General features: G+C 72.3%; 17 protein-coding genes. 8 read left to right on the top strand and 9 right to left on the bottom strand.

All coding sequences use genetic code 11. From position 1 onward, the window contains the following. Window positions 1-21: 21 nt before the first annotated feature. Window positions 22-2,247 (bottom strand): DUF1553 domain-containing protein, encoded by a 2,226-nt coding sequence (locus FJ309_02575; GenBank protein ID MBM3953503.1) that lies wholly within the window; start codon window positions 2,245-2,247, stop codon window positions 22-24. A gap of 13 nt (window positions 2,248-2,260) precedes the next feature. Then, complete coding sequence (locus FJ309_02570) at window positions 2,261-3,649, bottom strand: DUF1501 domain-containing protein (GenBank protein ID MBM3953502.1); 1,389 nt, start codon at window positions 3,647-3,649, stop codon at window positions 2,261-2,263. A gap of 109 nt (window positions 3,650-3,758) precedes the next feature. Here FJ309_02570 and FJ309_02565 point away from each other — a divergent pair, with 109 nt between their 5' ends. Further along, entirely contained in the window at window positions 3,759-4,526 is a 768-nt protein-coding gene (locus FJ309_02565; protein MBM3953501.1) for a class I SAM-dependent methyltransferase, read from the top strand. 12 nt (window positions 4,527-4,538) lie between these two features. On the opposite strand, the gene FJ309_02560 is transcribed toward FJ309_02565, so the two are convergent. The 4 genes from FJ309_02560 to FJ309_02545 all read right to left on the bottom strand — a co-directional run bounded on the left by FJ309_02560 (window position 4,539) and on the right by FJ309_02545 (window position 11,211). Continuing rightward, complete coding sequence (locus FJ309_02560; GenBank protein MBM3953500.1) at window positions 4,539-5,891, bottom strand: hypothetical protein; 1,353 nt, start codon at window positions 5,889-5,891, stop codon at window positions 4,539-4,541. A gap of 74 nt (window positions 5,892-5,965) precedes the next feature. Next, window positions 5,966-7,144, bottom strand: coding sequence for a glycosyltransferase (locus FJ309_02555; GenBank protein ID MBM3953499.1), 1,179 nt, complete (start codon window positions 7,142-7,144; stop codon window positions 5,966-5,968). 104 nt (window positions 7,145-7,248) lie between these two features. Further along, a complete protein-coding gene (locus FJ309_02550; protein ID MBM3953498.1) occupies window positions 7,249-8,646 on the bottom strand; it encodes a DUF1501 domain-containing protein in 1,398 nt (465 codons plus the stop codon). A 12-nt stretch (window positions 8,647-8,658) separates the two neighbouring features. Beyond that, window positions 8,659-11,211 (bottom strand): DUF1549 domain-containing protein, encoded by a 2,553-nt coding sequence (locus FJ309_02545; protein MBM3953497.1) that lies wholly within the window; start codon window positions 11,209-11,211, stop codon window positions 8,659-8,661. Here FJ309_02545 and FJ309_02540 point away from each other — a divergent pair. Continuing rightward, window positions 11,210-12,418, top strand: a complete 1,209-nt coding sequence (locus FJ309_02540; protein MBM3953496.1) for a transporter substrate-binding domain-containing protein — start codon at window positions 11,210-11,212, stop codon at window positions 12,416-12,418. The two genes, FJ309_02545 and FJ309_02540, sit on opposite strands and share 2 nt — an antisense overlap. A gap of 178 nt (window positions 12,419-12,596) precedes the next feature. Here the strand turns inward: FJ309_02540 and FJ309_02535 are convergent, their stop codons facing one another. Both FJ309_02535 and FJ309_02530 read right to left on the bottom strand, forming a co-directional pair. Continuing rightward, complete coding sequence (locus tag FJ309_02535; GenBank protein ID MBM3953495.1) at window positions 12,597-13,520, bottom strand: glucosamine-6-phosphate isomerase; 924 nt, start codon at window positions 13,518-13,520, stop codon at window positions 12,597-12,599. Window positions 13,521-13,578: 58 nt separating this feature from the next. Then, on the bottom strand, window positions 13,579-14,391 hold the full coding sequence (locus FJ309_02530; GenBank protein MBM3953494.1) for an LmbE family protein: 813 nt from the start codon (window positions 14,389-14,391) through the stop codon (window positions 13,579-13,581). A gap of 264 nt (window positions 14,392-14,655) precedes the next feature. Here FJ309_02530 and FJ309_02525 point away from each other — a divergent pair, with 264 nt between their 5' ends. From FJ309_02525 to FJ309_02515, 3 genes are all read left to right on the top strand, one after another. Continuing rightward, window positions 14,656-16,038: a Gfo/Idh/MocA family oxidoreductase gene (locus FJ309_02525; protein ID MBM3953493.1), complete on the top strand. Its 1,383-nt coding sequence runs from the start codon at window positions 14,656-14,658 to the stop codon at window positions 16,036-16,038. 31 nt (window positions 16,039-16,069) lie between these two features. Further along, a complete protein-coding gene (gene nagB / locus FJ309_02520; protein ID MBM3953492.1) occupies window positions 16,070-18,109 on the top strand; it encodes a glucosamine-6-phosphate deaminase in 2,040 nt (679 codons plus the stop codon). Window positions 18,110-18,172: 63 nt separating this feature from the next. Continuing rightward, window positions 18,173-19,204: a Gfo/Idh/MocA family oxidoreductase gene (locus tag FJ309_02515; GenBank protein MBM3953491.1), complete on the top strand. Its 1,032-nt coding sequence runs from the start codon at window positions 18,173-18,175 to the stop codon at window positions 19,202-19,204. Between the two features lie 113 nt (window positions 19,205-19,317). Here the strand turns inward: FJ309_02515 and FJ309_02510 are convergent, their stop codons facing one another. Then, window positions 19,318-21,000 (bottom strand): hypothetical protein, encoded by a 1,683-nt coding sequence (locus FJ309_02510; GenBank protein ID MBM3953490.1) that lies wholly within the window; start codon window positions 20,998-21,000, stop codon window positions 19,318-19,320. A gap of 376 nt (window positions 21,001-21,376) precedes the next feature. On the opposite strand from FJ309_02510, the gene FJ309_02505 reads away from it, so the two are divergent. From FJ309_02505 to FJ309_02495, 3 genes are all read left to right on the top strand, one after another. After that, window positions 21,377-23,113, top strand: coding sequence for a DUF1080 domain-containing protein (locus FJ309_02505; protein MBM3953489.1), 1,737 nt, complete (start codon window positions 21,377-21,379; stop codon window positions 23,111-23,113). 76 nt (window positions 23,114-23,189) lie between these two features. Further along, a complete protein-coding gene (locus FJ309_02500; GenBank protein ID MBM3953488.1) occupies window positions 23,190-23,885 on the top strand; it encodes a DUF1080 domain-containing protein in 696 nt (231 codons plus the stop codon). Window positions 23,886-23,953: 68 nt separating this feature from the next. Further along, entirely contained in the window at window positions 23,954-26,134 is a 2,181-nt protein-coding gene (locus tag FJ309_02495) for a hypothetical protein (protein ID MBM3953487.1), read from the top strand. Window positions 26,135-26,136: the final 2 nt, after the last annotated feature.

Raw genomic sequence — 26,136 nt, 5'->3', positions numbered from 1 at the left:
GGATACCTGGGGCAGGCGGGATCAGTGCCGGAAGAGGAATTCGCGGCTGGTGAGCAGCGACCAGTAGAGGTCTTCGACCACCGCGCGCCGCTCCTCGGCGGGGGCCGCGGCGAGCAGCTCCTCGAAGCTCTTCCGCTCGCCGTCGGTGGGGAGACGCGACAGGCATTCGAGCCACGCCTGCTCGACGATCCGGAGCGGCGGCGGGTCGGTCGCGAGGAACTGCGTGATCCGTCCCCCCTTGGCGGCGAGCTTGTCGTTGATCGCGGCGCCGTTGGAGAGGGCGAGGACCTGGACGAGGCTCGGCTGGTTGCTGCGCTCGCACTCGCAGGTGATGTCGCGGGGGTTGCGGCCGAACGTGGCGAGGAACGGGCTCTTCACGGCGGCGTCGGCGACCTGCAGCGCGCGGGTGTCGGCGCCGTAGGCGGTCGTCTTCTCGGTCGAGCCGTCGTTGAGGGCGATCTCGGTGAACGCGTCGCGCACGCCCGTGACGTCGGCGATCGCGTCGGCGAGGACCTCGGCGGCGAGGCGCCGCGGGTAGGCGCGGGCAAACGAGCGCCGGTCGCCGGCGTTGGTCGGGAGCGCCACGGCCGAGCGGCGGTAGGTGTGGCTGGCGAGGATCAAACGCATCAGCGCCTTGAGGTCGTAGCGGTGGGCGACCAGATGATCGGCCAGCGCCGAGAGCAGCTTCTCGTTGGCGGCGGGATTGGTGGCGCGGAGGTCGTCGACCGGCTCGACCAGACCGACGGAGAAGAAATTGGCCCACACGCGATTGACGATGGCGCGGGTGAACGACGGATTGTCGGGGGAGGTGAGCCAGGCGGCGAGCGCCTCGCGCCGGTCGCCGGTGAAGTCGGCAGGCAGCGGCGTGCCGTCGAGCGGCGCCGGCGGCTGCGGCCGGCCGGTGCGCGGCTGGATCAGGTCGCCACTCGACTCGACATACAGCGTGCGCTGGCCGTCGCCGTTGCGGGCGTCGCCCCCCCAGCCCTTGGCGCGGACGCGCGCGAACAGGTTGGCGAAGGCGTAGTACTGGTCGTTGGTCCATTTCTCGAGCGGGTGGTCGTGGCACTTCGCGCAGCCGATCGACAGGCCGAGAAACGCCTGGCTGACGTTTTCCGCCATCGCTTCGGGGTCCTGGTGGACGGCGAAGAAGTTGGTGGCGCCGTCGACGGCGCTCGACCCCTTCGCGGTCACGACCCGGCGCGCGAATTCGTCCCACGGCGTGCCGTCGGCGACGCGGTCGCGGATCCAGCGGTGGTAGGCGGCGACCGCCGGGGGGCGGAGCTTGGAGCCGGTGACGAGCAACAGGTCGGACCACTTCCAGGCCCAGTAGTCGACGAACTCCGGCCGCGCGAGGAGCAGCTCCACCAGCCGCTCGTGCTTGCCGGGGGCGGTGTCGGCGAGGAACCGGCGCACCTCCTCGGGCGTGGGCAGCCGGCCGATCGTGTCGACAAACGCGCGGCGCACGAACGTGGCGTCGTCGCACGCGGGCGACGGCTCGAGGTGCAGCGCGGCGAGCTGCTCGAGGACGAGCTCGTCGATGACGTTGGCCCGCGGCGCCGCGGCGAACACCGCCGCGGGAACGTCGTGGGCGAACGGCGCGACGATCCGGGCGACGGCCACGCGCGACGAATACCAGGCGGTCACGCCGCCGGCCCCGGGGCCGACGACCGTCACGCTCCCGGCGGGATCGACCGTGGCCACCGCCTCGTCGGTGGCGGCGAACCGGGTGTGGGGCGTGACGTCGCGCCGGCTGCCGTCGGAGTAGGTCGCCGTCACCGTCAGGGGCGCGGTCGTGCCGGGGGCGAGAGACGCCTCCGCGGGGCTGACCTCGATCGCGGTCAAGCGCCGCTCGCCAGGGTCGGGGCCGGGGCCGCCGGCACCGATCCACGCCGCGAGAAGGGCGTAGTCGGGACCGTCGGGATCGAGGCGCCGGCCTCCCTTGTGGGCGACGGCGGTCGTCGGCTTGGCCAACAGCAGGCTCGCACCGGGGTCGGCGCGGTCGACGCGCCGGCCGAGGGCGTCGCGCGTGATCGCCCGGTGGTCGGCGGCGGGATCGTAGCCGAACAGCGACAGCCGCAGGCCCCCCTTGCCGGCCAGCGCCCCGTGGCAGCCGCCGCCGTTGCAGCCGGCCTTGGAGAGGATCGGAACGACGTCGAGCGTGAAGCTCGGCGGCGCGACGTCGCCCCCCGGTGCCGTCCTGGCGACGGCGGCCACGAGCACGGCGAGCGACAGGAGGCGTGGTCGCATGGTCACTCCCCGATCAGGAAAACAGCTCGCGGATCGGCTCGGTGCCGAAGTCGGTGAGCGCGAACGGGCGCCCGGCCGGGCCGGGCAGGATCCCGCCATGGTCGAGGCCGAGCGAATGGAAGATCGTCGCCACGATGTCGCCGGGGCGCACGGGGCGCTCCGCGGGGAAGCCGCCGATCGCGTCGCTCGCGCCGACCACGCGGCCCCCCTGCACGCCCCCGCCGGCGAACGAGCAGGTGAAGCACTGCGGCCAGTGGTCGCGGCCGCCGGCGGGATTGACCTTCGGCGTCCGGCCGAACTCCGCCAGCCCGGCGACGAGCGTGTCGCCGAGGAGGCCGCGCTGCGCGAGATCCTCGATCAGCGCCGAGTAGGCCTGGTCGTACATCGGGCAGACGATCTCCTTCATCCCGGCGATCGACGTGAACGGCTTGGAGCCGTGGATGTCCCAGGTGATCTCGTCGAACACGGTGAGGAAGGTGTTGATCGTCACGAACCGGACGCCGCTCTCCACCAGCCGCCGGGCGAGCAGGCAGCACTGCCCGAAGCGGTTCATCCCGTAGCGCTCGCGCACCTCGGGGGGCTCGCGCGACAGCTCGAAGGCCTCGCGCGCCGCCTGGCTGGTCATGATCCGCCAGGCGGCGTGAAAATTGTCGTCGAGAAGGCGCGCGTCTTCGCTGGCTTCGAACGCCGCGGCGCTGGCCTCCACCATGTCGCGCATCTTCCGCCGCCGGTCGAGGCGCGCGCCGGCGAACTGGTCGGGGGGAAGGAGGTCGGGGACGCGGAACTCGGGCTGCGACGGGTCGGCCATCAGTGCGAACGGGTCGTGGGCCTTGCCGAGAAACCCGCCGGCCTGGCCGTTGGGGAGGTTGCCGCCGCCGCGCCCCATGAGCTGCGGGAGGACGACGAACGGCGGCAGGTCGCTGCGCCGCCCGAGGAGGTAGCTGGCGACGCTGCCGGCGTGCGGCGAATTGATCCCGCCGGTGAACCGGCGCCCGGTCTGCATCATCTGCCAGCCGGCGTCGTGGACGGCGGCGCCGTCGTGGTGGCAGGAGCGGACGAGCGAGAACCGGTCGGCGATCGCGGCGTGCTTCGGCAGCAGTTCGGAGATCTCGAAGGCGTCGCTGGCGGTGCGGATCGGCGCGAACGGGCCGCGGATCTCGGCCGCCGCGTCGGGCTTCATGTCCCAGAGGTCGAGCTGGCTCGGCCCCCCGAGGTTGAAGATCATGATGCACGAGCGCTTCTCGTGGCCGGGGCGGACGCGCCCCTCGGCGGCAGCCCGCGCGTACTGCGGCAGCGACAGGCCGACAGCCGCCAGCGCCCCGGCCTGGAGGAGGTCACGCCGCGTGCGGCCGCGGCCGCAGAGCAACGCCCGGTCGAAGCCGCCGCAGAGCAGTTCGAACATCGTCGGCCTCGCGCAGAGGAGGGCGCGGCGGCGGGCCGGTCGCTTCTCCGCCACGGCTGCACCATGATAGCCTCGGCCCCCCGCCCCGTGCCCCGGGCGCGGGGCGGACGTGGTTTGTGGAGACGGCGACGTGGAGCAGGAGTGGCGGCGTCTGGCGTTTTGCCGGCCGCAGATCGAAGACCTGTTCGTGAACCTCGCCGCCGGGCGCGTCGCCGGCCGGTCGGGGCGGCCGTTCACCGATCCGGCCACGCTCTCGAGCGTCAACACGCTGGCCATCCTCCGCGGGCTGGCCGACGACCTCCGCCCCGAGGCGACGCTCGAGGTCGGGCTGGCGCTGGGCGCGTCGGCCCTGGCGCTGGCCGGCAGCCTCGCCGACCGCGGCGTGAGGCCTGCGGGGCAGCATCTGGCGATCGATCCGTTCCAGCGCGCGGCGTTCGACGACGTCGGCCGGCTGAGTGTCGAGCGGGCCGGCCTCGCACCCTATGTCGAGGTGATCGAGGAACCGTCGGCACTGGTGCTGCCGCGCCTCGTCGCCGCCGGTCGGCGCTTCGGCATCGTCTACGTCGACGGCTCGCACCTCTTTGAAAACGTGTTCGTCGACTGCTACTACGCCGTCCGCCTGCTCGGTTCCGGCGGCGTCCTGGTGATGGACGACGCCCCGCATCCCCACGTCGCCCCGGTGGTCCGCTTCCTGCGCCGCAGTTGGAGGGAGGCACTCGAGCCGCTCGACCTCTGGCGCTACCGTGCCGCCGGCGGCGGGAAGCTGGCCCGGGCCCGGTACCGCCTCGCGGGGCTCATCGGGAAGACACAAGTCGTCGCGTTTCGGCGCACGGCAGCGGCACTGCGCGGCGAGGAGGCGGCGCGGGGGGCCGTGTGAGCGGCGGCGGCGTCAGCGGATGCAGCTCACCGCGTCGCTCGAGCGCACGAACAGCGCGCCATCGGCCACGGCCGGTGTCGACCACCACACCTCGTCGTCGCTGCCGGCGGCCGACTCGCCGAGGAGCTCGTAGTCCGGGCCGGCTTTGAAGGCCAGCACCTTGCCCGCTTCGTTGACGACGTAGATCGTCTCGCCGACGACGACCGGGCAGCCGACGGCCTGCGTGCCGCCGGGCATCCGCTTGCGGAACTTCTCTTCGCCCGTCCGCTTGTCGAAGCACACGGCGGTGCTCCCGAAGAAGTACAGCAGGTCGCCGACGACGACCGGCGACGGCATGCCGGCGCCGCTCTTCGTCCGGCTCCACCACACCGCCGACGACGACTTCGCCCCCTTCTCGAGCGACAGGTCGCCGGCGTGGCCGGCGGCGATCGCGGCGGCCGGCGCGCTCGAGCCGGGGCTCGAGGTGCCGAAGTAGACCGCCTCACGGTCGGCCACGACCGAGCAGGCGAACGAGGTGTCGAGGCCGCCGTAGCGCCAGCGCTCGGTGCCGTCGGCCAGCGCGTAGCCGATGATCGTCCCCTGGCCGGCGGCGACGACCTCGGCCGTGCCCTTGTTGTCCCAGATGACCGGAGTGGCCCACGACGTCCCCTTGTCGCGCGGCGCCTCCCAGCGGTCGGTCCCGCTGGCGGCATCGAGACACAGCAGGCGCGCCGAATCGTCGTTGTAGAGCTGGAGCACGAGCCGGTCGCCGACGAGCACCGGCGACGAACCGGTGCCGAACTGGTTTTGGATCGGCTGCGGACCGAACTCGCGCCGCCAGCGCTCGGTGCCGTCGACGCCGAGGGACACGAGCGTGCCGGTGGCGCCGAAGAAGGCGATCACGCCGTCGCCGGTGGCGCACGGGGTCTCGGTGGCGTAGGTGTTGGAGATGTGGGTCCCGTACTTCGGCTTGGCCTCGACGACGACGCGATCCCAGAGGATCGTTCCCCGGGCCGGATCGAGGCACAGCACGCGCCACTGGACCGGCTCGCGCGGGATGCTCGGTCGCCCCATCGTGCTCAAGTCCATCGCCCCACCCGAGCCCTTCGGCCGGCGGCCGTTGGGGATCACCGCGGTGGTCACATACAGCCGGCCGCCGGCGATCACCGGCTGCGACCAGCCGGCACCGGGGATCGGCGTCCGCCACGCGACGCGCTCGGGGGTGAACGTCGCCGGCGGGGCGGCGCCGCCGGCATGGCCGAGGGCCGCGCCACCGCGGAACTGCGACCAGTCGTCGGCGCGGCAAGCTGCCGCTGGGGCGACGGCCACGAGCGTGGCCAGGGCGACGAGGCGCCCGGAGAGGAGCGGGGCACAACCGTGGCGCATCGGGGCGACTCCCGGGGGCAGTGGTCGACGGAGTTGTAGCACGCCCGGTGCGGCCGGGCGCGGGGTGGTGCCGGTCAGGCCGCCGTCTCGAGGGCGCCGGCCGGGGCCGCGGCGACCCCCGGGACCGGCTCGATCCGGCCGCCGGCGAGGAGGCGGTAGGTGCGGTCGCGCCAGCAGGCGGTGCGCTGGAACGGCGCCACGAACCAGCAGGCGAAGATCACCAGGTCCTTGAGCAGCGCCACCGGCACGAAGCGCGGTGGCAGCCGCGTGCCGCGGAGCAGCCGCGCGGCCGACAGCTCGAGCGCCAGTTTGAGGACCACGACCGCGACGACCAACGGCGCCCAGCCCGGGAATGCCAGTAGCGGCAGCGCCCAGGCGACCGGGTTGACGAGCAGCTCGCACGGGTAGGCGAGCGGGCAGATCCGCAGCCGCAGGCCGGCGTGGCGGAGATTGCGGGCCAAGAGGCTGCGCCACGACCAGTCGCGCTGCACGACGGTGACCGGCAGCGCCGCCGGCACCAGCCCCCAGCCCGCCGCCTGCACCTGGCGGCCGAGCTCGTAGTCGTCGGCGCCGCTGTCGCGCACGGTGGCGAAGCCGTCGAGGGCGTCGAGCGTCGTGCGGCGGAGCCACATCCCCTTGGCGTTGACGGTGTGCTGGCCGACCAGGGCGTTGATCGCGATCGTGAGGAACGCGGCGTACTCGGTGTAGTGGAGGTTCTCGATCGCCGCGGCGACGGTCCGTTCGCCGCGGGCCACGACCGGCTGGTAGACCATCCCCACGTCGGGTTCGGCGAACAGCGGGAGGATCGCCGCCGGCTCGTGCCCGGCGAGGCGGACGTTGCTGTCGGAGAGAAGGACGATCGGGTGGCGGGCGTGGGGGAGCAGCGCCTCGAGGAGGGCCACCTTCGGGCTGGCGGCAGCGCTGGTCCTGCCGACGACGATCGCCACGTCGCGCGGGGGGCGGGCCCGGACGAGCTTCCGCACCAGCGCCAGCGCCGGATCGAACGGATCGGCGACGCCGAACACGATCTGCAGCGGCTCGTGATCGAGGTCGAGGAAGCTGGCGAGGTTTGCCTCGAGCCCCTCGTCGAGGCCGCACAGCGGCTTGAGGATCGAGAGCCCGGGGAGGTCGCCCGGCGGCGGGCCGGCGGCGCGGCGCCGGGCGAGGAGCCGCGGCACGACCAGGCACCAGGCGAGGACGTAGAGGGCGAGGCTCGCCAGGCAGGGGATGGCGAGGAGGCGCACGGCCGACATGGCGAAGACCCCGTAACGCCTGCAGCGGCGCGGGGTGGCGGCCGCGCCCGCGCCGCGGGCGGCGGAGCGTAGGTGGATCGCCCGGCGGGGGCAAGACCGGCCGCTCAGGTGAGGATCTCGCGGACGATCCGGCCGTGGACGTCGGTGAGCCGGAAGTCACGCCCCGCGTGGCGCCAGGTGAGGCGGGTGTGGTCGATGCCGAGCTGGTGGAGGATCGTCGCGTGGAGGTCGTGGAGGTGGACCCGCCCCGCGACCGGCTTCCAGCCGAAGTCGTCGGTCTCGCCGAAACACAAGCCCGCGCGCACGCCGCCACCGGCGAGCCACGTGCAGAACCCTTCCGGCTGGTGCTCGCGGCCGTGCTGGTCGATCGGCGCTGTGCCGGAGAGATCCTGGCTCCAGGGCGTCCGCCCGAACTCCCCCGACCAGACGACCAGCGTGTCGTCGAGCAGGCCGCGCGCCTTGAGGTCGAGGACGAGCGCCGCCGCCGGCTGGTCGCTCCCCCGGCAGCTCGCCGGCAGGGCGCCGCGGATGTTGCCATGGTGGTCCCAGCCCCCCATCGTCACCTGGACGAAGCGCACGCCGGCCTCGGAGAGGCGCCGGGCGAGGAGGCAGGCGCGGCCGTTGCGATCGGTGTCGCGGCCGCCGATGCCGTACGCCTCGAGGGTCGCCTTCGACTCGCCGGAGAGGTCGACGAATTCCGGCGCCGTGGCCTGCATCCGGAACGCGGTCTCCATCGACTCGATCATCCCCTCCATCAGGTCGTCGCCTCCGGCGGCGGCGAGCAAGCGCCGGTTCTGCCGCTGGACCATGTCGATCCGCGCCCGCTGCACCTCGGGGCGCGCGGCCGGATCGACGAGGTTGTCGATCGGCGGCGCGGCGCCCGCCGGCACGACCAGCCGCAGCCCCTGGTGCCGCGCCGGCAGGAAGCCGGCGCCGTAGGTGCGAACGTCGTTGTCGGGGTGGATCGTGACGAAGCCGGGGAGATCGGCGTTCTCGGTGCCCAGGCCGTAGGAGATCCACGAGCCCATCGACGGCCGGACGTCGGTCGTGCTGCCGGTGTGGAACTGGAGCGTGGCGGGGGCGTGCTGGTTGTTGTCGGCGACCATCCCGCGGAGCAGGCAGATGTCGTCGGCGATCCGCGCGGTCCAGGGGAGGAGGTCGGAGATCACGATGCCCGATTGACCGCGCGGCGCCAGCGGCGCGATCGGCGCCAGCGCCAGGTAGCGGTCGATGCCGATCGTCTCGACGGTGGTGTCGACCGGCGGGGCGACCGGCTCGCCGTGGCGGCGGCGGATCAGCTCCTTGGGGTCGAACAGGTCGGGCTGCGACGGGCCCCCCTGCATGAACAGGAAGATCACGCGCTTGGCGCGCGGTTCCCCCGGGAGCAGCGCCGCCGCCGGATCGGCCGCGGCGGCAGCGAGCTGGTGGAGAGCCAGGGCGCCGAAGCCGCAGCTCGTGGTGCGCAGGAAGTGGCGCCGTGGCGACGGGGAAAGCGGCGGCATCGGACTGCTCCCTCAAAGCGTGATCAGAAACTCGTTGCTCGCCAGCAGCGCGTGGCACAGCTCGGCCCAGGCCGCCGGCTCGTCGGCGGGCGTGCCGGCCACCGCGTCGAGCAGGGCCCCGGCGTCGGCCGCCTCCTCGGCCGTGATCGGTCGGCCGAGGACGCGGATCCACAGCGCGGCCAGCCGGGCATCGCGGTCAGGCCGCGCCTCGAGCACAAGCCGTGCCAGGTCGGCCGCCCGGGCCTTCATGAACGGATCGTTGAGGAGGAACAGCGCCTGCGTCGGGACGATCGTCTGCGGGCGCGTCCCGGCGAACGTCGCCGGCGGTGTGAAATCGAAGACCTCGCGGAGCCGGGCCGGGCCGGGCTGCGGCGCCGAGCGGATGATCGGCAGGTAGAGGGTGCGGACGAACTCCTGCTCGCGGCGGAAGCGCGCGAAGCGGAAGCTCGGCGGGTTGACCTTGTCGGTCAGCCCCCCCGCATTCTCGACGATCTCGAGGGGCAGCGCCGGACCGCCGCGCGACTCGACCAGCCGCCCCGACACCGCCAGCACGGCGTCGCGGATCGCCTCGGCGTCGAGCCGCCGGCGCGGCATCCGCGCCAGGAGCCAGTCGGAGGGGTCGGCGGTGACCGCCGGGACGCTTGCCATCGCGTAGCTGCGCGACAGCGCGAGGCGGCGGATGAGGCGCTTCACCGACCAGCCGTCGCGGACGAAGTCGGTGGCCAGCCGGTCGAGCAGCTCGGGGTGGGTCGGCGCCTCGCCGCGGGTGCCGAAGTTGTCGACGCTGCGGACGATCCCGGCGCCGAACAGCTGCTGCCAGACCCGGTTGACCGCGACCCGCGCGGTGAGCGGGTTGCGCGCGTCGGCGATCCACTCGGCCAGCTCGCGCCGGCCGCTGGCATCGGGGGGCATCGTCGGCGGCTCCCCCTGGCAGGCCACCCGGAGCACGCCGCGCGGCACGACCCTGCCGGGAGCCCGGTGGTTGCCGCGGATCCGGATCGCCATGTCGGCCGGCGCGGGGGCGTCGCTGACGGCGAACGCGCGCGGGACGCGCGGCGCGAAGAACTCGGCATGGGTGATCTTCCGGTCGAGGCGGCCGATCTCCCCGGCGATCCGGTCGCGCTCCCCCTTGAGCAGCACCGAGGGCTTGTCCTCCTCGGGGGTGGGCTCGCCTCCTCGCGCGGCCTCGCGCTCGACGGCCTTCTCGATCCGCCCGTCGAGTGCGCGGCGCTGCTCGTCCAAACGCTCGCGCTGGCGCTTGAGGTCGGCGATCCGCTCGGCCTCCTCCTCGGCGCGGAGGAGCCGCTCGGCGCGCTGCCCGTCGGTCTCGGGGAGCTCGACCTCGTTGACCTTGCTCCAGACGCCGACGGGAATCTTGTGGACCGACCGCGAGCTGGCGAACGTGCCGGCGATGCCGTAGTAGTCCTCGAGGCCGACGGGATCGAACTTGTGGTCGTGGCAGCGCACGCAGCCGAGGGTCATTCCGAGGAATGCTGTCCCGACCTTCGTGACCTGCTGGTCGACGAGGTCGAGCTCGAGCTTGTGCTTGTCGACGGCGACGATCTCGACGTCGCCGAGGACGAGGAACCCGGTGGCCGTGATCCCGGCGGCGCGTTCCTCGGGGCCGGCGGCGGGGAGGAGGTCGCCGGCGATCTGAACGCGGACGAACGAGTCGTAGGGAAGGTCGGCAGCGAACGCCCCGATCACCCAGTCGCGGTAGCGCCAGGCATGCTCGGCGAAGACGTCGTTGCTCGTCCCCATCTGGTCGGCGTAGCCGGTGAGGTCGAGCCAGCGCCGCGCCTGGCGCTCGGCGAACGCGCGTGAGGCGAGCAGCCTGTCGACGACCCGCGCGCGGGCCAGAGGGGAGGTGTCGGCGACGAAGGCGGCGATCTCGGCGGGGCTCGGCGGCAGGCCGGTGAGGTCGAACGACACGCGCCGTAGCCAGGCATGGCCGTCGGCGTCGGCGGCCGGGTGCAGCCCCGCCGCCTCGAGCCGCGCGAGGATGAAGCGGTCGACGTCGTCGAGCGGCCAAGCGCCGTCGGCCACCGGCGGTGGCGTGGGATCGGCGACCGGCTGGAAGGCCCAGTGGGCGCGGCCCCCGGCGATGTCGATCGCGCCGCGCGGCGCCGGCGAATCGCCGGCGCGCGGGTCGGGGGCGCCGGCCGCGATCCAGGCGACGAGCGTGGCGATCTCGGCGTCTGGCAGTCGCCCGGTGGGGGGCATCGTGAGCGCGGGATCGAGATGGCGGATCGCCCGGATCAGCAGGCTCTCGTCGGGCGTGCCGGGGACGATCGCCGGCCCGGAATCGCCCCCCTGCCGCCAGCCCCCGGCTGAATCGAGCGCCAGCCCCCCTTCGATCGAGGCGCCGTGCGAGTGGCACTCGAAGCAGCGTGCCTTCAGGATCGGCAGGACGCGGTCGGCGAAGAAGGCGGGATCGGCGGCCGGCTCGGCCGCGGCCGCGAGCCGAGCCATCAGCCCGGCGGCGGCCATCAGCCAACGCGGGCGCCAGGCCCCGACCAATCGGAAACGCGGGTTCTCCCGCTGGCGAGTGATCGACGGCTGCATGGACCCCTCCGTGGAGAAGTGTAGCGTCGCCCCGACGGCGATCGGTACGCTCCGCCCGCACGAGGCGCTCGGGCGACGCCGCGGTGACCGGGAGGTGACGATGGATCGGACGGGAACGACCGCACGGGCATGGGGTGGGTGGATCGTCGCGGTGGTGGCGCTCGCCGCCGGGTGGCCGGATGGACCCCGCGCCGCCGAGACTCCGGCCAGTTCCGTGACCGTCGGCGCGACGCCGATCGCGACAGTCGTCGACTACCGCGGCGACACGCTCGTCGGCCCGATGCCGGAGATCTGGGAGGGGCTCGCCCGGCGGATCGGGATCACGACGACGTTCGTGCGCGTGCCGTCGATCGTGTCGTTGATCGACGACGTCGGCGCCGGGCGGATCGACGTCGGTCTCGGGCCGGTGGCGATCACCGAGGAGCGCGAGCGGACGCTCGACTTCACCCATCCGGTGTTCCACTCCGGGATGCGGATCGTCGTCCGAGAACAGCGGGGCACCGGACTGCTCGACGCGGCGCGGTCGCTGGCCAGCTGGCGGCTGCTGTCCGTGCTCGGCGCGGTGGCGGCGCTGGCGCTGCTTTCCGGCCACCTGCTGTGGTGGGTCGAGCGCGGCGACAACCCCGACTCGTTTCCGCGGGACTACCGGCGTGGCGTCGGCGAGGCGCTGTGGTGGATCGTGTCGGCGGTCGTCACCGGGGGCTGCGACGACAAGCACGTCGACGGCATCCTCGGGCGGGCGATCGCGCTGGCCTGGATGATCGGCGGCATCGGCCTCGTCGCCGCCTTCACCAGCGTGCTCACCGCGACGATGACCGCCGATCAGGTCGCCGGCATCATCCACGGCCCGCGCGACCTCGCCGGGCGTTCGGTCGGAGTCCAGGAGGGGGCGGTGACGATCGGCGTGGTCAAGCAGCGCGGTGGGTTTCCACGCGAGTATCCGACGCTTCGCGAGGCACTGGCGGCGCTCGACGCCGGTGAGATCAAGGCGGTCGTCTCGGCCAACGAAGTCGTCTCGGCACTGGTCGCCGAGCTCGGCCGGCCGCGGTTGCGCGTCGTCGGGCCGTTGTTCGACGTCTTCGACTTCGGGATCGTGCTGCCGACGGGGAGCCTACTCCGCGAGCCGCTCAACAAGGCGCTGCTCCAGATGCGCGAGGAAGGGGAGATCACCCGGATCCGGGAACGCTGGCTCGGGAAGCACGACTGAGCGCGGCGGCAGAGGATGCGGCCGGCAGCCAGTGGACAAAGGCCACGGAGGGCTTTGTCCACGTGAAAACGGAGGGCTTTGTCCCGGAATCGGCAACACGCAACGATTCGCCAACCGGCCGCAGGATGCGGCCGGCAAACAGTGGACAAAGGCCACGGAGGGCTTTGTCCACGTGAAATCAGTGCATTTCCACGGCGCAGCTGCCCAGGCCGCCGCGGACGTAGTTGAACTGCACGCACGGATGGTCGGCGAGGAGCGACATCGGCACGGCCGTATCGACGATCTTCTTGGAGACCATCAGCGCCGTCAGCCGCTGGCCGAGCGGGTTGTCGTGCATCCCGGCGTGCCAGATCGAGACCTTGTCGGCGCGCCACGTCTCGGCGGGGCCGACGGTGATCGCCTGCTGGGGGACCATCGTGATGTTGCCGCCGCCGCTCGTCCGGGCGTTCTGCGCCAGCGTGACCGGGTGGAGCTCGACGACGCGCGTCCCGAGCTTCCGGTACTCGGCGGCCGGGGGCGGTTCGGCCTCGCCGGGGCGGCGCCGCGGCGGGTCGTTGAACGCCCAGTGCTTGATGTCCCCCTGGCCCCCCTGCATCACCGCGCACCTCCCGTGGTCCCAACTGGCCACGTAGGCGGCGATGTCGGTGGGGAAGTGGAGATTGGCCTCCGGCATCCGCAAGTCGGCCCGGATCCGGTCGAAACACAGCGCGCGGTCGGCGCGCTCGAACGACAGCGGGTGGGAGGTCGGCACCGGGCGGCCGTTCTCGTACCACTCGTCCATCCCCCAGAAATGGGCGTGACGAAGATCGATCTCCAGCGCGTTGACGATCCGCGCCACCAGCGGCAGCTGCTCGGTGGGGCCGATCGGCCCGCAGATCCCGACCGGCTCCGCGGCCGTCGCCTGCTGCCAGGCGGCGACGTATTCGAGCGCCTCGGCGACGTAAAACTCCTCGAGCGAGTCGTGCATCACGACCGTGAATCCGGGGCGCGAGAGCCCGAGCACGTCGTCGACGGTGAGCCGCGCGGCGTCGCGGATCAACTCGGCGGGGAGCGTCGTGTAGTCCCACCACTCGGGGGCGATCCGGCTCGGTGCGCGGGACATCGGCAAGGTCCTCGGGGGGCAGGGATGAGGTGGGGGGATGGAGAGAGGATGGAGCGGCTCACAGTTCGACGGGGGGCGGATCATCGGGGCCGGGATGGCAGAGGTCTGGCCCGAGTGCCTCGGCCAGCGGGTCGCCGTCGCGGGCGGCAAAGCCGACGTGGAGATGGCGCCGCCACCCCTCGGCCAGCGCGTAGCGCCCCGAGAGCCGGCCGAGCGCCGCCGACATCCGGTCGCACGAGGCGAGGTAGCTGTCCATCCCCTGCGTGGCGTCGAGCCAGTCTTTCTGGCTGGCGTGCGCCGCCAGCGCCCGGCGCTTCTGGTCGTGGACGGCGCCGGTGTCGACGAACAGGTCGGGAAAGACCGCGCGGCGGAGCGGATCGCGGAGGCCGTGGGGCATGGCGTGGTAGATCGTCACGTCGCCCGATACCGGGGGGAGCGGCGGATCGGTGCGGAAGTTGGGCACGCCCCTGGCGAAGGCCGCGGTCACCGCCAACCGCGCGGTGGTGATGTGGTCCTCCATGTAGTCGGACAACGCGTGGGTGAGGAGGATCGTGGGGGCGGCGCGGCGGACCACCGCGGCCACGCGGCGCAAGAGCGGCTCGCCGTAGAAGATCAACAGGTCGTCGGCGAGGCTGTCGTGGAGCGTCGCGCCGAGGATCTCGGCGGCGGCACGCCCCTCCGCGGCGCGGATCCGGCGGGTCGCGGCGTTGTCGGCCACCATGCTGCCGCAGTCGCCCCCCGAGATGTTGAGGCAGTGGATCCGCCAGCCTGCACGGCCGAGCAACAGCAGCGTGCCGGCGAAGTGGAACTCGATGTCGTCGGGATGGGCGCCGATGGCGAGTACCACAGGCGCGTGTCGGTCGTCGTCCACGGCTCGGCTCCCGGCGGGACCGGGGTCTGGCCCCGGTCGGTGGCGGGGCGATGCTACGAGGGCGCCGCCGGAGGTCGCAACCACGGAGCTTGGCCGACCGGGGAAGCCGGAGGTCGAACCCCGCGGGCTGGCCGACGGAAACGCTGCCGGGTCCCGGCGCCGGCGGTTGACGGCACTTTCACCGCGACCATACCCTCTTCCTGTGGGATTCGCAGGGTGGCCGTGGCGCCTCGGCGGGCGAGATCCTCGCTCCGGCACGGGAGGATGATGACCATGGCACGGGACGGCGACGGTGGCTCGGTGTCGCGGCGTGGGGCCCTCGGGGTGGTGGCGGCAACGGTCGGGACCGCGGCGACGGTGCTCGCGGCCGATTCCCCCGCGGCCGATTCCCCCGCGGCCGATCCGATCGCCAAGGTCGCGAACGTCGCCGGCAGCGACCGCGTCAAGGTCGGCCTCGTGGGCTGCGGCGGCCGTGGAAGTGGCGCTGCCCTCCAGGCGATGAACGCCGATCCCGGAATGGTCCTGTGGGCGCTGGCCGATCCATTTCCCGACCGCGTCCAGAGCGGGGCCAACGTGCTCGCCCGTGCGGTCGAGGAGAAGGTCCAGAAGGACGCCGCCTACAAGGAGCGCTTCAACTGCCCCCCGGAGCGGCAATTCACCGGCCTCGACGGCTACCAGGCGGTGATCGATTCCTGCGACGTCGTCCTCCTCGCCTCGCCGCCGGCGTTCCGCCCGGCCCATCTGGCGGAGGCGGTCAAGGCGGGGCGACACGTCTTTTGCGAGAAGCCGATGGCGGTCGACGCCGCCGGGCTGCGGAGCGTGCGCGACACCGTCGCGCTTTCGAAGAAGGGGGACAGGTCACTGGTCGCCGGCTTCTGCTGGCGCTATTCGGCGCGCGAACGCGACGTCTACCGGCGGATCCACGAGGGGGCGATCGGCCCGGTCCGCGCCACCTACACGACCTACAACGCCGCCGGGTTCCGCGGCGAGAATCCCCGGCAGCCCGATTGGAGCGACCTCGAGTACTACATCCGCAACTGGCCCTACTATACGTGGCTGTCGGGCGATCACATCGTCGAGCAGGCGGTCCACGCGATCGACAAGATCGCCTGGGCGATGGCCGACGAGCCGCCGCTGTCGGTGACATGCACCGGCGGCCGTGAGGTGCGCCCCGACGTCCCGGTGGGCAACAACATCTTCGACCACTTCGGGGCGACGTTCGAATACTCCGGCGGGCGCCGCGGCTTCCACATGTGCCGCCACTTCCCCGGGGCCGCCAACGACAACAGCGACTTCGTCATCGGAGCCACCGGCCACGCCCTGGTCAACGGCTTCGGTGGGGTCCACAAGATCGTCCTCGGCGGCACCACCTGGGAGAGCGAGGTGGAGCGCAACGACATGTACCAGCAGGAGCACGACGAGCTGTTCAAGAGCATCCGTGACGGGAAGCCGCTCAACGACGGCGACCGGATGACCAACAGCACGGCGATGGCGATCATGGCGCGGATGAGCGCCTACACCGGGCAGCCGGTCACCTGGGAGCAACTCTGGGCGTCGAAGGAGGACCTCGCGCCCCCGACCTGGGAGTTCGGCCCGGTGATTCCCCCGACGCCGATCGCGGTGCCGGGGAAGACGAAGCTCGTCTGAGCGGCGTCGGGACCATCGAGGAGGAAGAACGATGCACGAGGGACCGACGACGTCCGTCCGCCCGATCTATCACGGCCCGCTGTCGCAGGTCGCACCGGCGACCGGGGGCACGATCGAGCGCGTGCCGGTCACCGTCTACGAGCAGCCGGCCGATGCCAGCCGGGCGGTGGCCCGCGAGATCGCCGACCTGATCGCCGAGCGGAGCCGCGCCGGCCGGCGGACCGTCCTCGGGCTCGCCACCGGGAGCACGCCAGTCGGGGTCTACGACGAGCTGGTCCGCCTCCACCGCCAGGAGAGGCTGTCGCTGGCGAGCGTCGTGACGTTCAACCTCGACGAATACTGGTCGATGGCGCCCGAGGCGCTGCAGAGCTACCACCGCTTCATGCGCGAGCATCTCTTCGACCATGTCGACATCCCCCGGGAGGCGATCCACATCCCCGACGGGACGCTCGACCGCGGCGCCGTCGCCGCGGCCTGCCAGCGCTACGAGGAGGCGATCCGCGAGGCCGGGGGCATCGACCTGCAGATCCTCGGAATCGGCCGCACCGGCCACATCGGCTTCAACGAGCCGGGTAGCGCGCTGGACAGCCGGACGCGGCTGATCACGCTCGACAGCGTCACCCGGTCGGACGCCGCCAGCGACTTCTTCGGGGAGTGGAACGTCCCGCGCCAGGCGATCACGATGGGCGTCGGCTCGATCCTCGATGCCCGCCGCGTCGTGCTCCTGGCGTTCGGCGAGCACAAGGCGCCGATCGTGCGGCGGGCCGTCGAGGAGCCGTTCAACACCCACGTCTCCGCCAGCGCGCTGCAGCAGCACTCCGACGCGCGGTTCGTGCTCGACCGGGCCGCGGCCGGGCGGCTCACCCGGTTCGAAGCGCCGTGGCTCGTCGGCCCGCTCGATCTGCTCGGCATCGCCTGGACCGACGAATTGGTCCGCAAGGCGGTGATCAGGCTGGCGCTGCAGCTCGAGAAGCCGCTGCTCAAGCTCACCGACCGCGATTACAACCAACACGGCCTCCAGGATCTGCTCTCCAAGCGGGGCCGGGCCTACGACATCAACATCGCCGTCTTCCGGGCGATGCAGGGGACGATCACCGGGTGGCCCGGCGGCAAGCCGGGGCGGGCGCGGCGCGTCCGCCGGCCTCCGGGGGGCACGTTCGACAGCGTGCCGGTGGCCGACGTCGTCCGCGAGATCGCCGCCGAGGAGGATCCGTTCCCGAAGCGGGTCGTGGTCTTCAGCCCGCACCCGGACGACGACGTGATCAGCATGGGGGGCACGTTCATCCGCCTCTGCGAGCAGGGGCACGAGGTGCAAGTCGCCTACCAGACCAGCGGCAACATCGCCGTGTGGGACGAATCGGCCGATCGCCACGTGGATTTCGTCGAGGAGTTCTGCCGTGCGTTCGGGACCGGCACTGCGGTCGGCACGGTGGCCGAGCGGATCCGGGCGTTTCTCCGCGACAAGCAGCCGGGGGCGGTCGACATCCCAGAATTGCAGGTCGTCAAGGGCCTCATCCGTCGGACCGAGGCTCGGGCCGCGGCGCTGCTCTCGGGCGTCAAGGCGGAGCGGATCCACTTCCTCGACCTCCCCTTCTACGAGACGGGGCGGGTGCGGAAGAAGCCGATCGGCCCCGAAGACATCGAGATCACCGCGCGCCTGCTCGACGTCGTGAAGCCGCATCAGATCTACGCCGCCGGGGATCTGTCCGATCCCCATGGAACCCACCGGGTCTGCCTGTCGGCGATCCTCGGCGCCCTCGGTCGGCTCGCCGAGCGGGAGTGGGCGAAGGGCTGCGAGCTATGGCTGTACCGCGGGGCGTGGCAGGAGTGGGAGCCGCACGAGATCGACATGGCGGTGCCGCTGTCGCCCGACGAGGTCGTCCGCAAGCGGATGGCGATCTTCAAGCACGAGAGCCAGAAGGACCGGGCACTGTTTCCCGGCCCGACCGACCCGCGCGAGTTCTGGCAGCGGGCCGAGGACCGCAACCGGCACACCGCCCGGGTCTACGACCAGCTCGGGTTGCCGGAGTACGAGGCGATCGAGGGGTTCGTCCTCCACCGGCTCCCGTGAGCCGCGTGGCGCCCGGCGCCGGTGCGCCGGGCCGGAGCGGGGCACGGCAGCGGAGGGGACGCGATGGGTGAGCGGCTGCAGGTCGGGGTCATCGGATACGGGTGGGCGGCGACGGCCCACATCGCCGCGATCAACGCGACGCGGCAGGGGCGCGTGACGGCCGTCTGGTCGTCGCGCCAGCTCGACGCCGCCGAGCTCTCGGCACGCCACGGCGGTCCGATCCGTGTCCACCGCGATCTCGAGGGGCTCCTCGCCGATCCGGCGATCGACGTCGTCGACATCACCAGTTACCCCAGCCAGCACCGTGACCAGGCCGTGGCCGCCGCGCGGGCCGCCAAGCACGTGATCCTCGAGAAACCGATGGCCAACTCGCCGACGGAGGTGGCCGAGATCGTCGCCGCCGCCGAAGCGGCCGGCGTGCGCGGCTGCGTCTGCTTCGAATGCCGGTTCTCGAGCCAGTTCCAGGCGACGAAGGCGGTCATCGACCAGGGCCTGCTCGGCCGCCTCCACTACGGGGAGGTCGACTACTACCACGGCATCGGACCGTGGTACGGGCAGTTCCGCTGGAACACGCGGCGCGACGAGGGGGGCAGCGCCCTGCTGACCGCCGGCTGCCACGCACTCGACGCGCTGCTGATGGTGATGGGGGGCGAGGTGGAGAGCGTGTCGAGCCTGAGCACGAAGTCACGGTCGGAGATCTTCCGGCCCTACGAATACGACACCACCAGCGTGACGATCGTCCGTTTCCGCGACGGCGCCGTGGGGAAGACGGCGGCGGTCGTCGACTGCCTCCAGCCCTACTACTTCCACACGCACCTGGTGGGAAGCGAGGGGAGCCTGCTCGACGACCGCTTCCACTCGGCGCGGCTGGCGGCCGACAAGGGGAAATGGAGCCGGATCGCGATGAAGCTCCTCGACTCCGGCGACGTCAGTGATCACCCCTACCAGGCGCAGTTCCAGGCATTTTTCGATTCGATCGAAGCCGGCAAGGAAATGCCGCTGACCGGTTTCCGGGAAGCCGCGCGGACCTTCTCGGTGATCTTCGCCGCCGACGAAAGCGCGGCGCGGGGCGGGGCGCCGGTCAACCCCGTCTGATCGGCGGAGGTCGTCGCTCTGGTAACGGCGAGAATGCCGCTCCGCTGACACGGCAGCTCGCTTCTTCGCCGTCCCTGGTCGACGGTCTGGGCCGTCGACCAGGGACGCGAGAATCAGCGGCGGCGAACTTCGCGGCCCGGCAGCGTCTTCGGCCACTCGTCGTTGGTCAGCCAGACGAGGGCCGTCGAGGTCTTGCCGAGCTCGGCAGCGCCCTTCGGCTGGGCCACCGCAACGGCGCCCGTTCCGCCATGGACGTCGACGCGGAGATGGTTGAACCTGCCGTCGCAGGTCACCAGGCTCTGGTCGTTGGTCGGACGGAATCCGGCCGGAACCTTGCCGAGGACGCGGTCGAGCTGCTTCTTGCTCGACAGCCCCTCGAGCGCAAGTTCCACCGTGTCACCGACCCGGTGGAGGAGGACGCGGTCGACCTTCGAGCCGTTCGGCAACGACATCAGCCCGGTGATCTCGCGGTGACCGCTCGACCGGGTGCCGGTCGCGGGGCCCGGAGGGCCAGCCGGACCCTGCTCGCCGCGGTCCCCCTTCGAGCCGGCGAGGCCGCGCTCTCCCTTGGCGCCGGTGGCGCCGGGGAGGCCCGGCTTTCCATCCTTGCCGTTGACGCCGTTCTTCCCCGGCGCGCCAGCGGGGCCGGCAGCGCCGCGCTCTCCCTTGGCTCCGGCTGGGCCAGGCAGACCCGGCTTTCCATCCTTGCCGGGTGCTCCGGCTGCACCGCGCTCGCCCTTGGCACCGGCCGGTCCGGGGAGGCCCGCCTTGCCGTCGACGCCATTCTTGCCCGCCGGACCTGCAGGGCCCTGCTTCCCGCCGAGGCCGTTCTTCCCCGGCGCACCATCCTTGCCGGCGGGGCCCGCCGGTCCACGTTCACCCTTGGCACCCGCGGGACCCGGGAGCCCGGGCTTCCCGTCGAGGCCATTCTTGCCAGCCGGTCCAACCGGTCCTGTCTTGCCGTCGAGGCCGTTTTTGCCAGCTGGGCCGACCGGTCCGGCTGGGCCGCGATCGCCCTTGGGGCCGATCGCCCCTGGCTTCCCGTCGAGCCCGTTCTTACCAGCAGGTCCAATCGGACCCGGCTTGCCATCGAGGCCGTTCTTGCCAGCAGGTCCAATCGGTCCTGGCTTCCCGTCGAGGCCGTTCTTGCCAGCCGGACCCACTGGCCCAGCGGGCCCACGATCGCCCTTGGGTCCAACCGGCCCGGGCTTGCCATCAAGACCGTTCTTGCCAGCAGGGCCGACCGGTCCTGGCTTGCCGTCGAGACCGTTCTTTCCCGCGGGCCCCGGCAGCCCGTCCTTTCCGGCCGGTCCGATCGGCCCTGGCTTGCCGTCGAGGCCCGGCGGGCCAGACGGGCCGCGCTCACCCTGCGGGCCGGCGGGACCGCGCTCACCCTGCGGGCCGGAGGGACCGCGCTCACCCTGCGGGCCGGCGGGACCGCGCTCACCCTGCGGGCCGGAGGGACCGCGCTCACCCTGCGGGCCGGCGGGACCGCGCTCACCCTGCGGGCCGGCGGGACCGCGCTCACCCTGCGGGCCGCGGGCCCCCGCGACAGCGGCTCCTTCGCTCGCGCCGCCGAAGCCAAACGCTTCACCGAGGCTGGCGATCAGACCCGGGGAGGCCTTGTGGAGGCGACCGAGGTCCACCCACTTGGAGTGCGCGTCGTCCCAGATCCAGAGGATGCCGGCTGCCTCTTCGAACCAGGCGTCGCCCACTGCCCCCTTGCCGGGGAGGCTCGGCGAGTCGTCGATGACACCGAGCAGACGATGGATCGGAGGAAGTTGGCGGCGTGCCATGGGTGTGCAGACCTCTCGCAACCAGAAGGGAAAGGCGTTAATCGGGGGAACGGCGAAGCCCGGGGAACCTGTTTCCCCGAAACGCCACGCCTTTTATTTGGTGCAAATGCCCCAAGCTTCCCAGATTCACAAGTGTGTCAGAAGGTAACGCCGGTGGGGGAGCGGTTCAAGTCGCCGCGTGGGTTGCGTTGACCACCTCGCAACCCCCCCGGGGGCTTGACAGCACCGGGCCGCGCAGGCCCGCTATGGAACACCGGTCGGCTGCCCGCCGGCCGGCCGATGGCTGCCGCTCGCGGTTCTGTCCACGATCCGGGTCCACGCCAACGTGGGGCCCGGTGCCGAGGGCGTGCCGCTCCCCACCGGAAAGGGTGATTCCATGGCCCACGTCGACGCTTCCCGCGTGCCGCGGGGAACGGTGTTCGCGCCGCTGGTGTTCGGCCTCGTCGCGGTGGTCGCCGCAGCGCAGGAATCCGCCGATCCGCGAATGGCGGCGGTCACGCAGGCAGCCGATGCCCGGATTGCCGCGATGGTGTCGGCAGACCCGAAGGCCTTGGCCGACCACCTCTCCCCCGATCTCCGCTACGCCCACTCCAACGGCTCGGTCGACACGCGCGCGTCGTTGCTCGAACTGATCGCGTCGGGGAGGAGCAAGTACCTCGCGATCGAGACACTCGACCGCTCGTTCACGTTCCCCACCGACACCATCGCGCTGGAGTCGGGCAAGGCCCGGTTCCGGGTCGACTCCCCCACCGGGATGATCGACAACGTCCTCTCCTACCTGGCCACATGGCGCCTCGAGGAGGGGCGGTGGCGGTTCCTCGCCTGGCAGTCGGCGCGGATGCCGCAGCCGCTCGTGCCGTCGGGGTTCACACCGCTGTTCAACGGCATCGATCTGGCCGGCTGGCGCGGTCGCCCGCACCTCGATCCCGCCGCCGAGGCAGCGCTCTCCGCCGCCGACCGGACCGCCAAGCAGGCGGAGTGGAACGCCGATCTGGCCCGTCACTGGAAGGTCGAGGGGGGGGAGATCGTCAGCGACGGAGAAGGGGTGTTCCTGACCACCGACCGCGACTACGGCGACTTCGAGCTGCACCTGGAGTGGCTGCTGCCCGACGCCTGTGCCGACAGCGGGATCTACCTGCGCGGCAATCCCCAGGTGCAGATCTGGGATCCGGATTGCGAGCGTGATTTCAAGCATGGCGGCGACAAGGGGTCGGGCGGCCTGTGGAACAACCCCGGCGACACTCCCGGGCGGTTCCCGCTGGTCCGCGCCGACGCTCCCACCGGCCAGTGGAACACGATGCGGATCCGGATGCAGGGCGACCGCGTCGCCGTCGTCCTCAACGGCCGGCTCGTCGTCGACGACGCCCCGCTTGCCAACTTCTTCGCCAAGGGGCAGCCGCTCCCCGCGACCGGGCCGATCCAGATCCAGACGCATGGCGCGCCGATGCGCGTGCGCAACGTCTGCCTCCGCGAACTGCCCACGCTCGAGGGCTCCGGGCCCGGCTGGCGCGACCTCGGGGCCGACGACTTCGAGAACGTCAACGGTGAGCCGGGCACGTGGACATGGACCGGTGGTCTCGTCCACTGCACCGGCCGCCCCGTGGGGGTGATCCGCACGAAGAAACAGGTCAAAAACCTGGAAATGTCGCTCGAATGGCGCCACCTCACCGACGGTGGCAATTCCGGCGTGTTCCTCTGGGCGCCGCCTGCGGTGCTCGAAAACCTCCCCCCGGGGCGGTTGCCGCCCGGCGGCATCGAGGTCCAGGTCCTCGACCATGGCTACACGCGCCGCTACGAGAAGTCGTCGGGCAAGAAGGCCGACTGGTTCACGACCGACGGCGACGTCTTTCCGGTGGGCTCGTCCGACATGACGCCGTTCCCGCCGGCGGCCCCCGGGGGCAAGCGGAGCTTCCCCTCAGCACGGCACTCGCGCGGCACGCCGGAGTGGAACCACTACTACATCCGCGCGATCGACGGCGAAGTCCGCCTGTGGGTCAACGGCCACGAGGTCTCGGGCGGCACCGGCTGCAAGCCGGCCGAGGGGCACCTGTGCCTGGAGTCGGAGGGCGCCCCGGTGGAGTTTCGGCGCCTGCGGATCCGGGAGCTCCCCTGACACCCGTGCCGCGGGTCGTGCGGTCGTTGCCCGAGGGGGCGGCGGTCGCACCGCATCGGCACGCGCGGTACAAACCATGCCTGTTTCATCCCCCGAGGAGCATGCGATGACGAGCCCCCGGACCGGCGGACGATGGATTGCGGCGCTGATCGTCGTGGTGGCGTGTGGCGCGACCTCGTCGCACGCCGAGGAAGGGTTCACGCCCTTGTTCGACGGCAAGGGCCTCGCCGGCTGGCAGGGGGACGTGAACGGCTACGAGGTGGTCGACGGTGAGATCCGCTGCCGCAAGGGGGCCGGCGGCAAGCTCCTCACCACGGGGGAGTACGGCGACTTCGTCCTCCGCTTCGACTTCCGGCTCACACCCGGTGCCAACAACGGCCTCGGGATCCGGGCGCCCGTCGATGGTGACGCCGCGTTCGTCGGCATGGAGCTGCAGATCCTCGACGACGGCCACGAGAAGTACAAAACGATCGCCCCCTGGCAGGCGCACGGCTCGGTCTACGGCGTGGTCGCCGCGAAGCGTGGTGCCCTGAAGCCGACCGGTGAGTGGAACAGCCAGGAGGTCACCGTCCAGGGCTCGAAGATCAAGGTCGTCCTCAACGGCCAGACGATCGTCGACGCCGACATCGCCGAGTTCCGTGACGGCAAGGCGACGCTCGACGGCAAGGAGCACTCCGGCCTGAAGCGGACCACCGGCCACGTCGGGTTCCTCGGCCACGGCGACGAGGTCCACTTCCGCGAGATCCGCATCCGCCCCTTGGCCAAGGGCTGACGCCGATGACCGGCCGGTGCCGTCGCCGCGCCGGCTCACGACCGCGGCGAGCGCCGCCGGGAGGCACGATGGCGGCACGGTTCCGGTGGGCGCTGCTCCTGACGGCCGCCACGGCGGCTCACGGATCGGCGGCGGAGGGGCTGGCGATCCGTGAGCCGCGCCCCCACGAGGTGGTCCAGCGGACTCGTTTCACCCCGGGCCCGACGCCGGCCGAGCCGGTGTCGCGGGGCTCGGCGATCGTCACGCTCGTGCTCGACGGCGTGCCCCCCGGTGTCGCCTCCGCGCGGATCCGTGCGGTGCCCTGCAGCGATCCGGAGGCCGATGTCGCCTGGAGCCGGGTCGATCTCGACGCGCCGACGGCGGATGGCGCGCGGCGCGGCCGGGTGGCAGTCGCGGCCGGGGGCTGGTATCGCCTCGAGGCGATGGTCGACGACGCGCCGGGCGAGCCGCGGACGGCGGCCGTCGAGCCGTTCGGGGTCGGCGAGGTGTGGCTCGTCGCCGGTCAATCGTGTGCCACCAACACCAACGACGAGCGTCTCGTCGTCGGCGATCCCCGGCGGCGCGTGGCGGCGTGCGGCGGCGACGGATCGTGGTGCGTTGCCGACGACCCCCAGCCGACCCCCGACGGCAGCGACGGCGGTTCGATCTGGCCCGCGGTTGGCGACGAAATCGTCCGCGCGTTCGGGGTTCCTGTGGGGTTTCGCAACGTGGCCTGGGTTGGCACGTCGACGGCGCGCTGGCAGCCCGGCGGGGAGCTCCACTCGCGCCTCGTGACGGCCGGCAAGGAGCTGGGCCGGTTCCGCGCGGTGCTTTGGCAGCAGGGGGAATCGGATGTCATCGAGGGGACCTCGACCGACGACTACGTCGCCGCCATGCGCCGGATCCGCGGGGCCGCGGTCCGGGGCTGGGGCTTCGAGCCCCCCTGGCTGTGCGCCATGTCGACCCACCATCCGACCGTGTACGACGATCCGCCCGGCGAAGCGCGGATCCGTGCCGCGGTCGATCGCCTCGCCGTCCTCCCTGGGTTCGGTGCCGGCCCCGACACCGACACCCTGCGCGGCGACATGCGCGGTGGGCCGGGCTCGCGCCGGCATTTCAGCGGCCCCGGGCAGCGCGGTGCCGCACGGCTCTGGGCCGGCGTACTCACCGAGCGACTCCAGCGCCCCCCGAAGGGGATCGAAGCCGCGTCGTGGCTGCTTCCCGACCTCGATCTGCGTGCGCCCCCCTGGGCGTCGGTGGTTGTCAGCCGCGAGAGCAGCGTGCTGCGGGGGGTGGCGGCAGGCACGGAGGCTCGCGCGCGGCTGGCCTATCCGGCCGAGCGGATCGTCGCCGTGACGACGGCGCACGAGGGAACCCCGATCGTCGCGCCGGGAGGGTTCACGCACGTCGCGGGGAGCACCGAGATCCGGTTCCACGCGCCCCTGCCCGTGCCGCCGATCCTCGATGCCGACCGCTACCTGCCCGCCGGAGCCGAACACTCGTACCGCCACCGCACCGGCCAACCCGACATCAACCTCCTCTACCGGCCCGGTCGCTGGTTTCACGACCGCGACGTCGAGATCACCTACCGGCGCGTGCCGGGGCCGGCGCCCGACGTTGTCCATGGCCACCTGCCGCGGACCCGTGCCCGGCTCGGCACCGCCGGCGGTCTCGTGGTCGCCGTCAGCGGCGACAGCATCGCCACCGGCCTCGACGCGTCGGCAACGACGGCGACGGCGCCGTTGCAGCCCGGGTGGGCCGATCTGGTCGTCGCCTGGCTGCGGGTCCACGCCGCCGCCGACGTGACGCTCGTCAACCGCGCGGTGGCCGGTTGGAGCGTGGCCAACGGTGTCGCCGACGCCGACGCGCTGCTCGACGCACGCCCCGACCTGGTGATCGTGGCCTACGGCATGAACGACGTCGGCCGCCGCGACCCGGACTGGTTCCGCGGGCAAACCACGGCCCTCGTCGCCCGCTGCCGGGAGCGGCTCCCCGATTGCGAGGTTCTTCTCGTCGCCTCGATGCTCGGCAACGACGAGTGGGTCCACACGCCGCGCGAGATGTTCCCGCGCTACCGCGACGAGCTGCGCTCGCTCGTCGCGCCGGGCGTGGCGCTGGTCGACATGACAACGGTGTGGGAGGAGCACCTGCGTTCCAAGGAGACGTTCGATCTCACCGGCAATGGCCTCAACCACCCCAACGACCACGGGCACCGGCTGTACGCCCAGGGGATCCTCGAGGCGTTGGCGGGGCGCGGCCCGGGCGACTGAGC

The sequence above is a fragment of the Planctomycetota bacterium genome (assembly GCA_016872555.1).
Lineage (GTDB): Bacteria > Planctomycetota > Planctomycetia > Pirellulales > UBA1268 > F1-20-MAGs016.
Note: the sequence above shows the minus strand (reverse complement) of the source record. Positions and strands in the feature narration are given on the sequence as shown.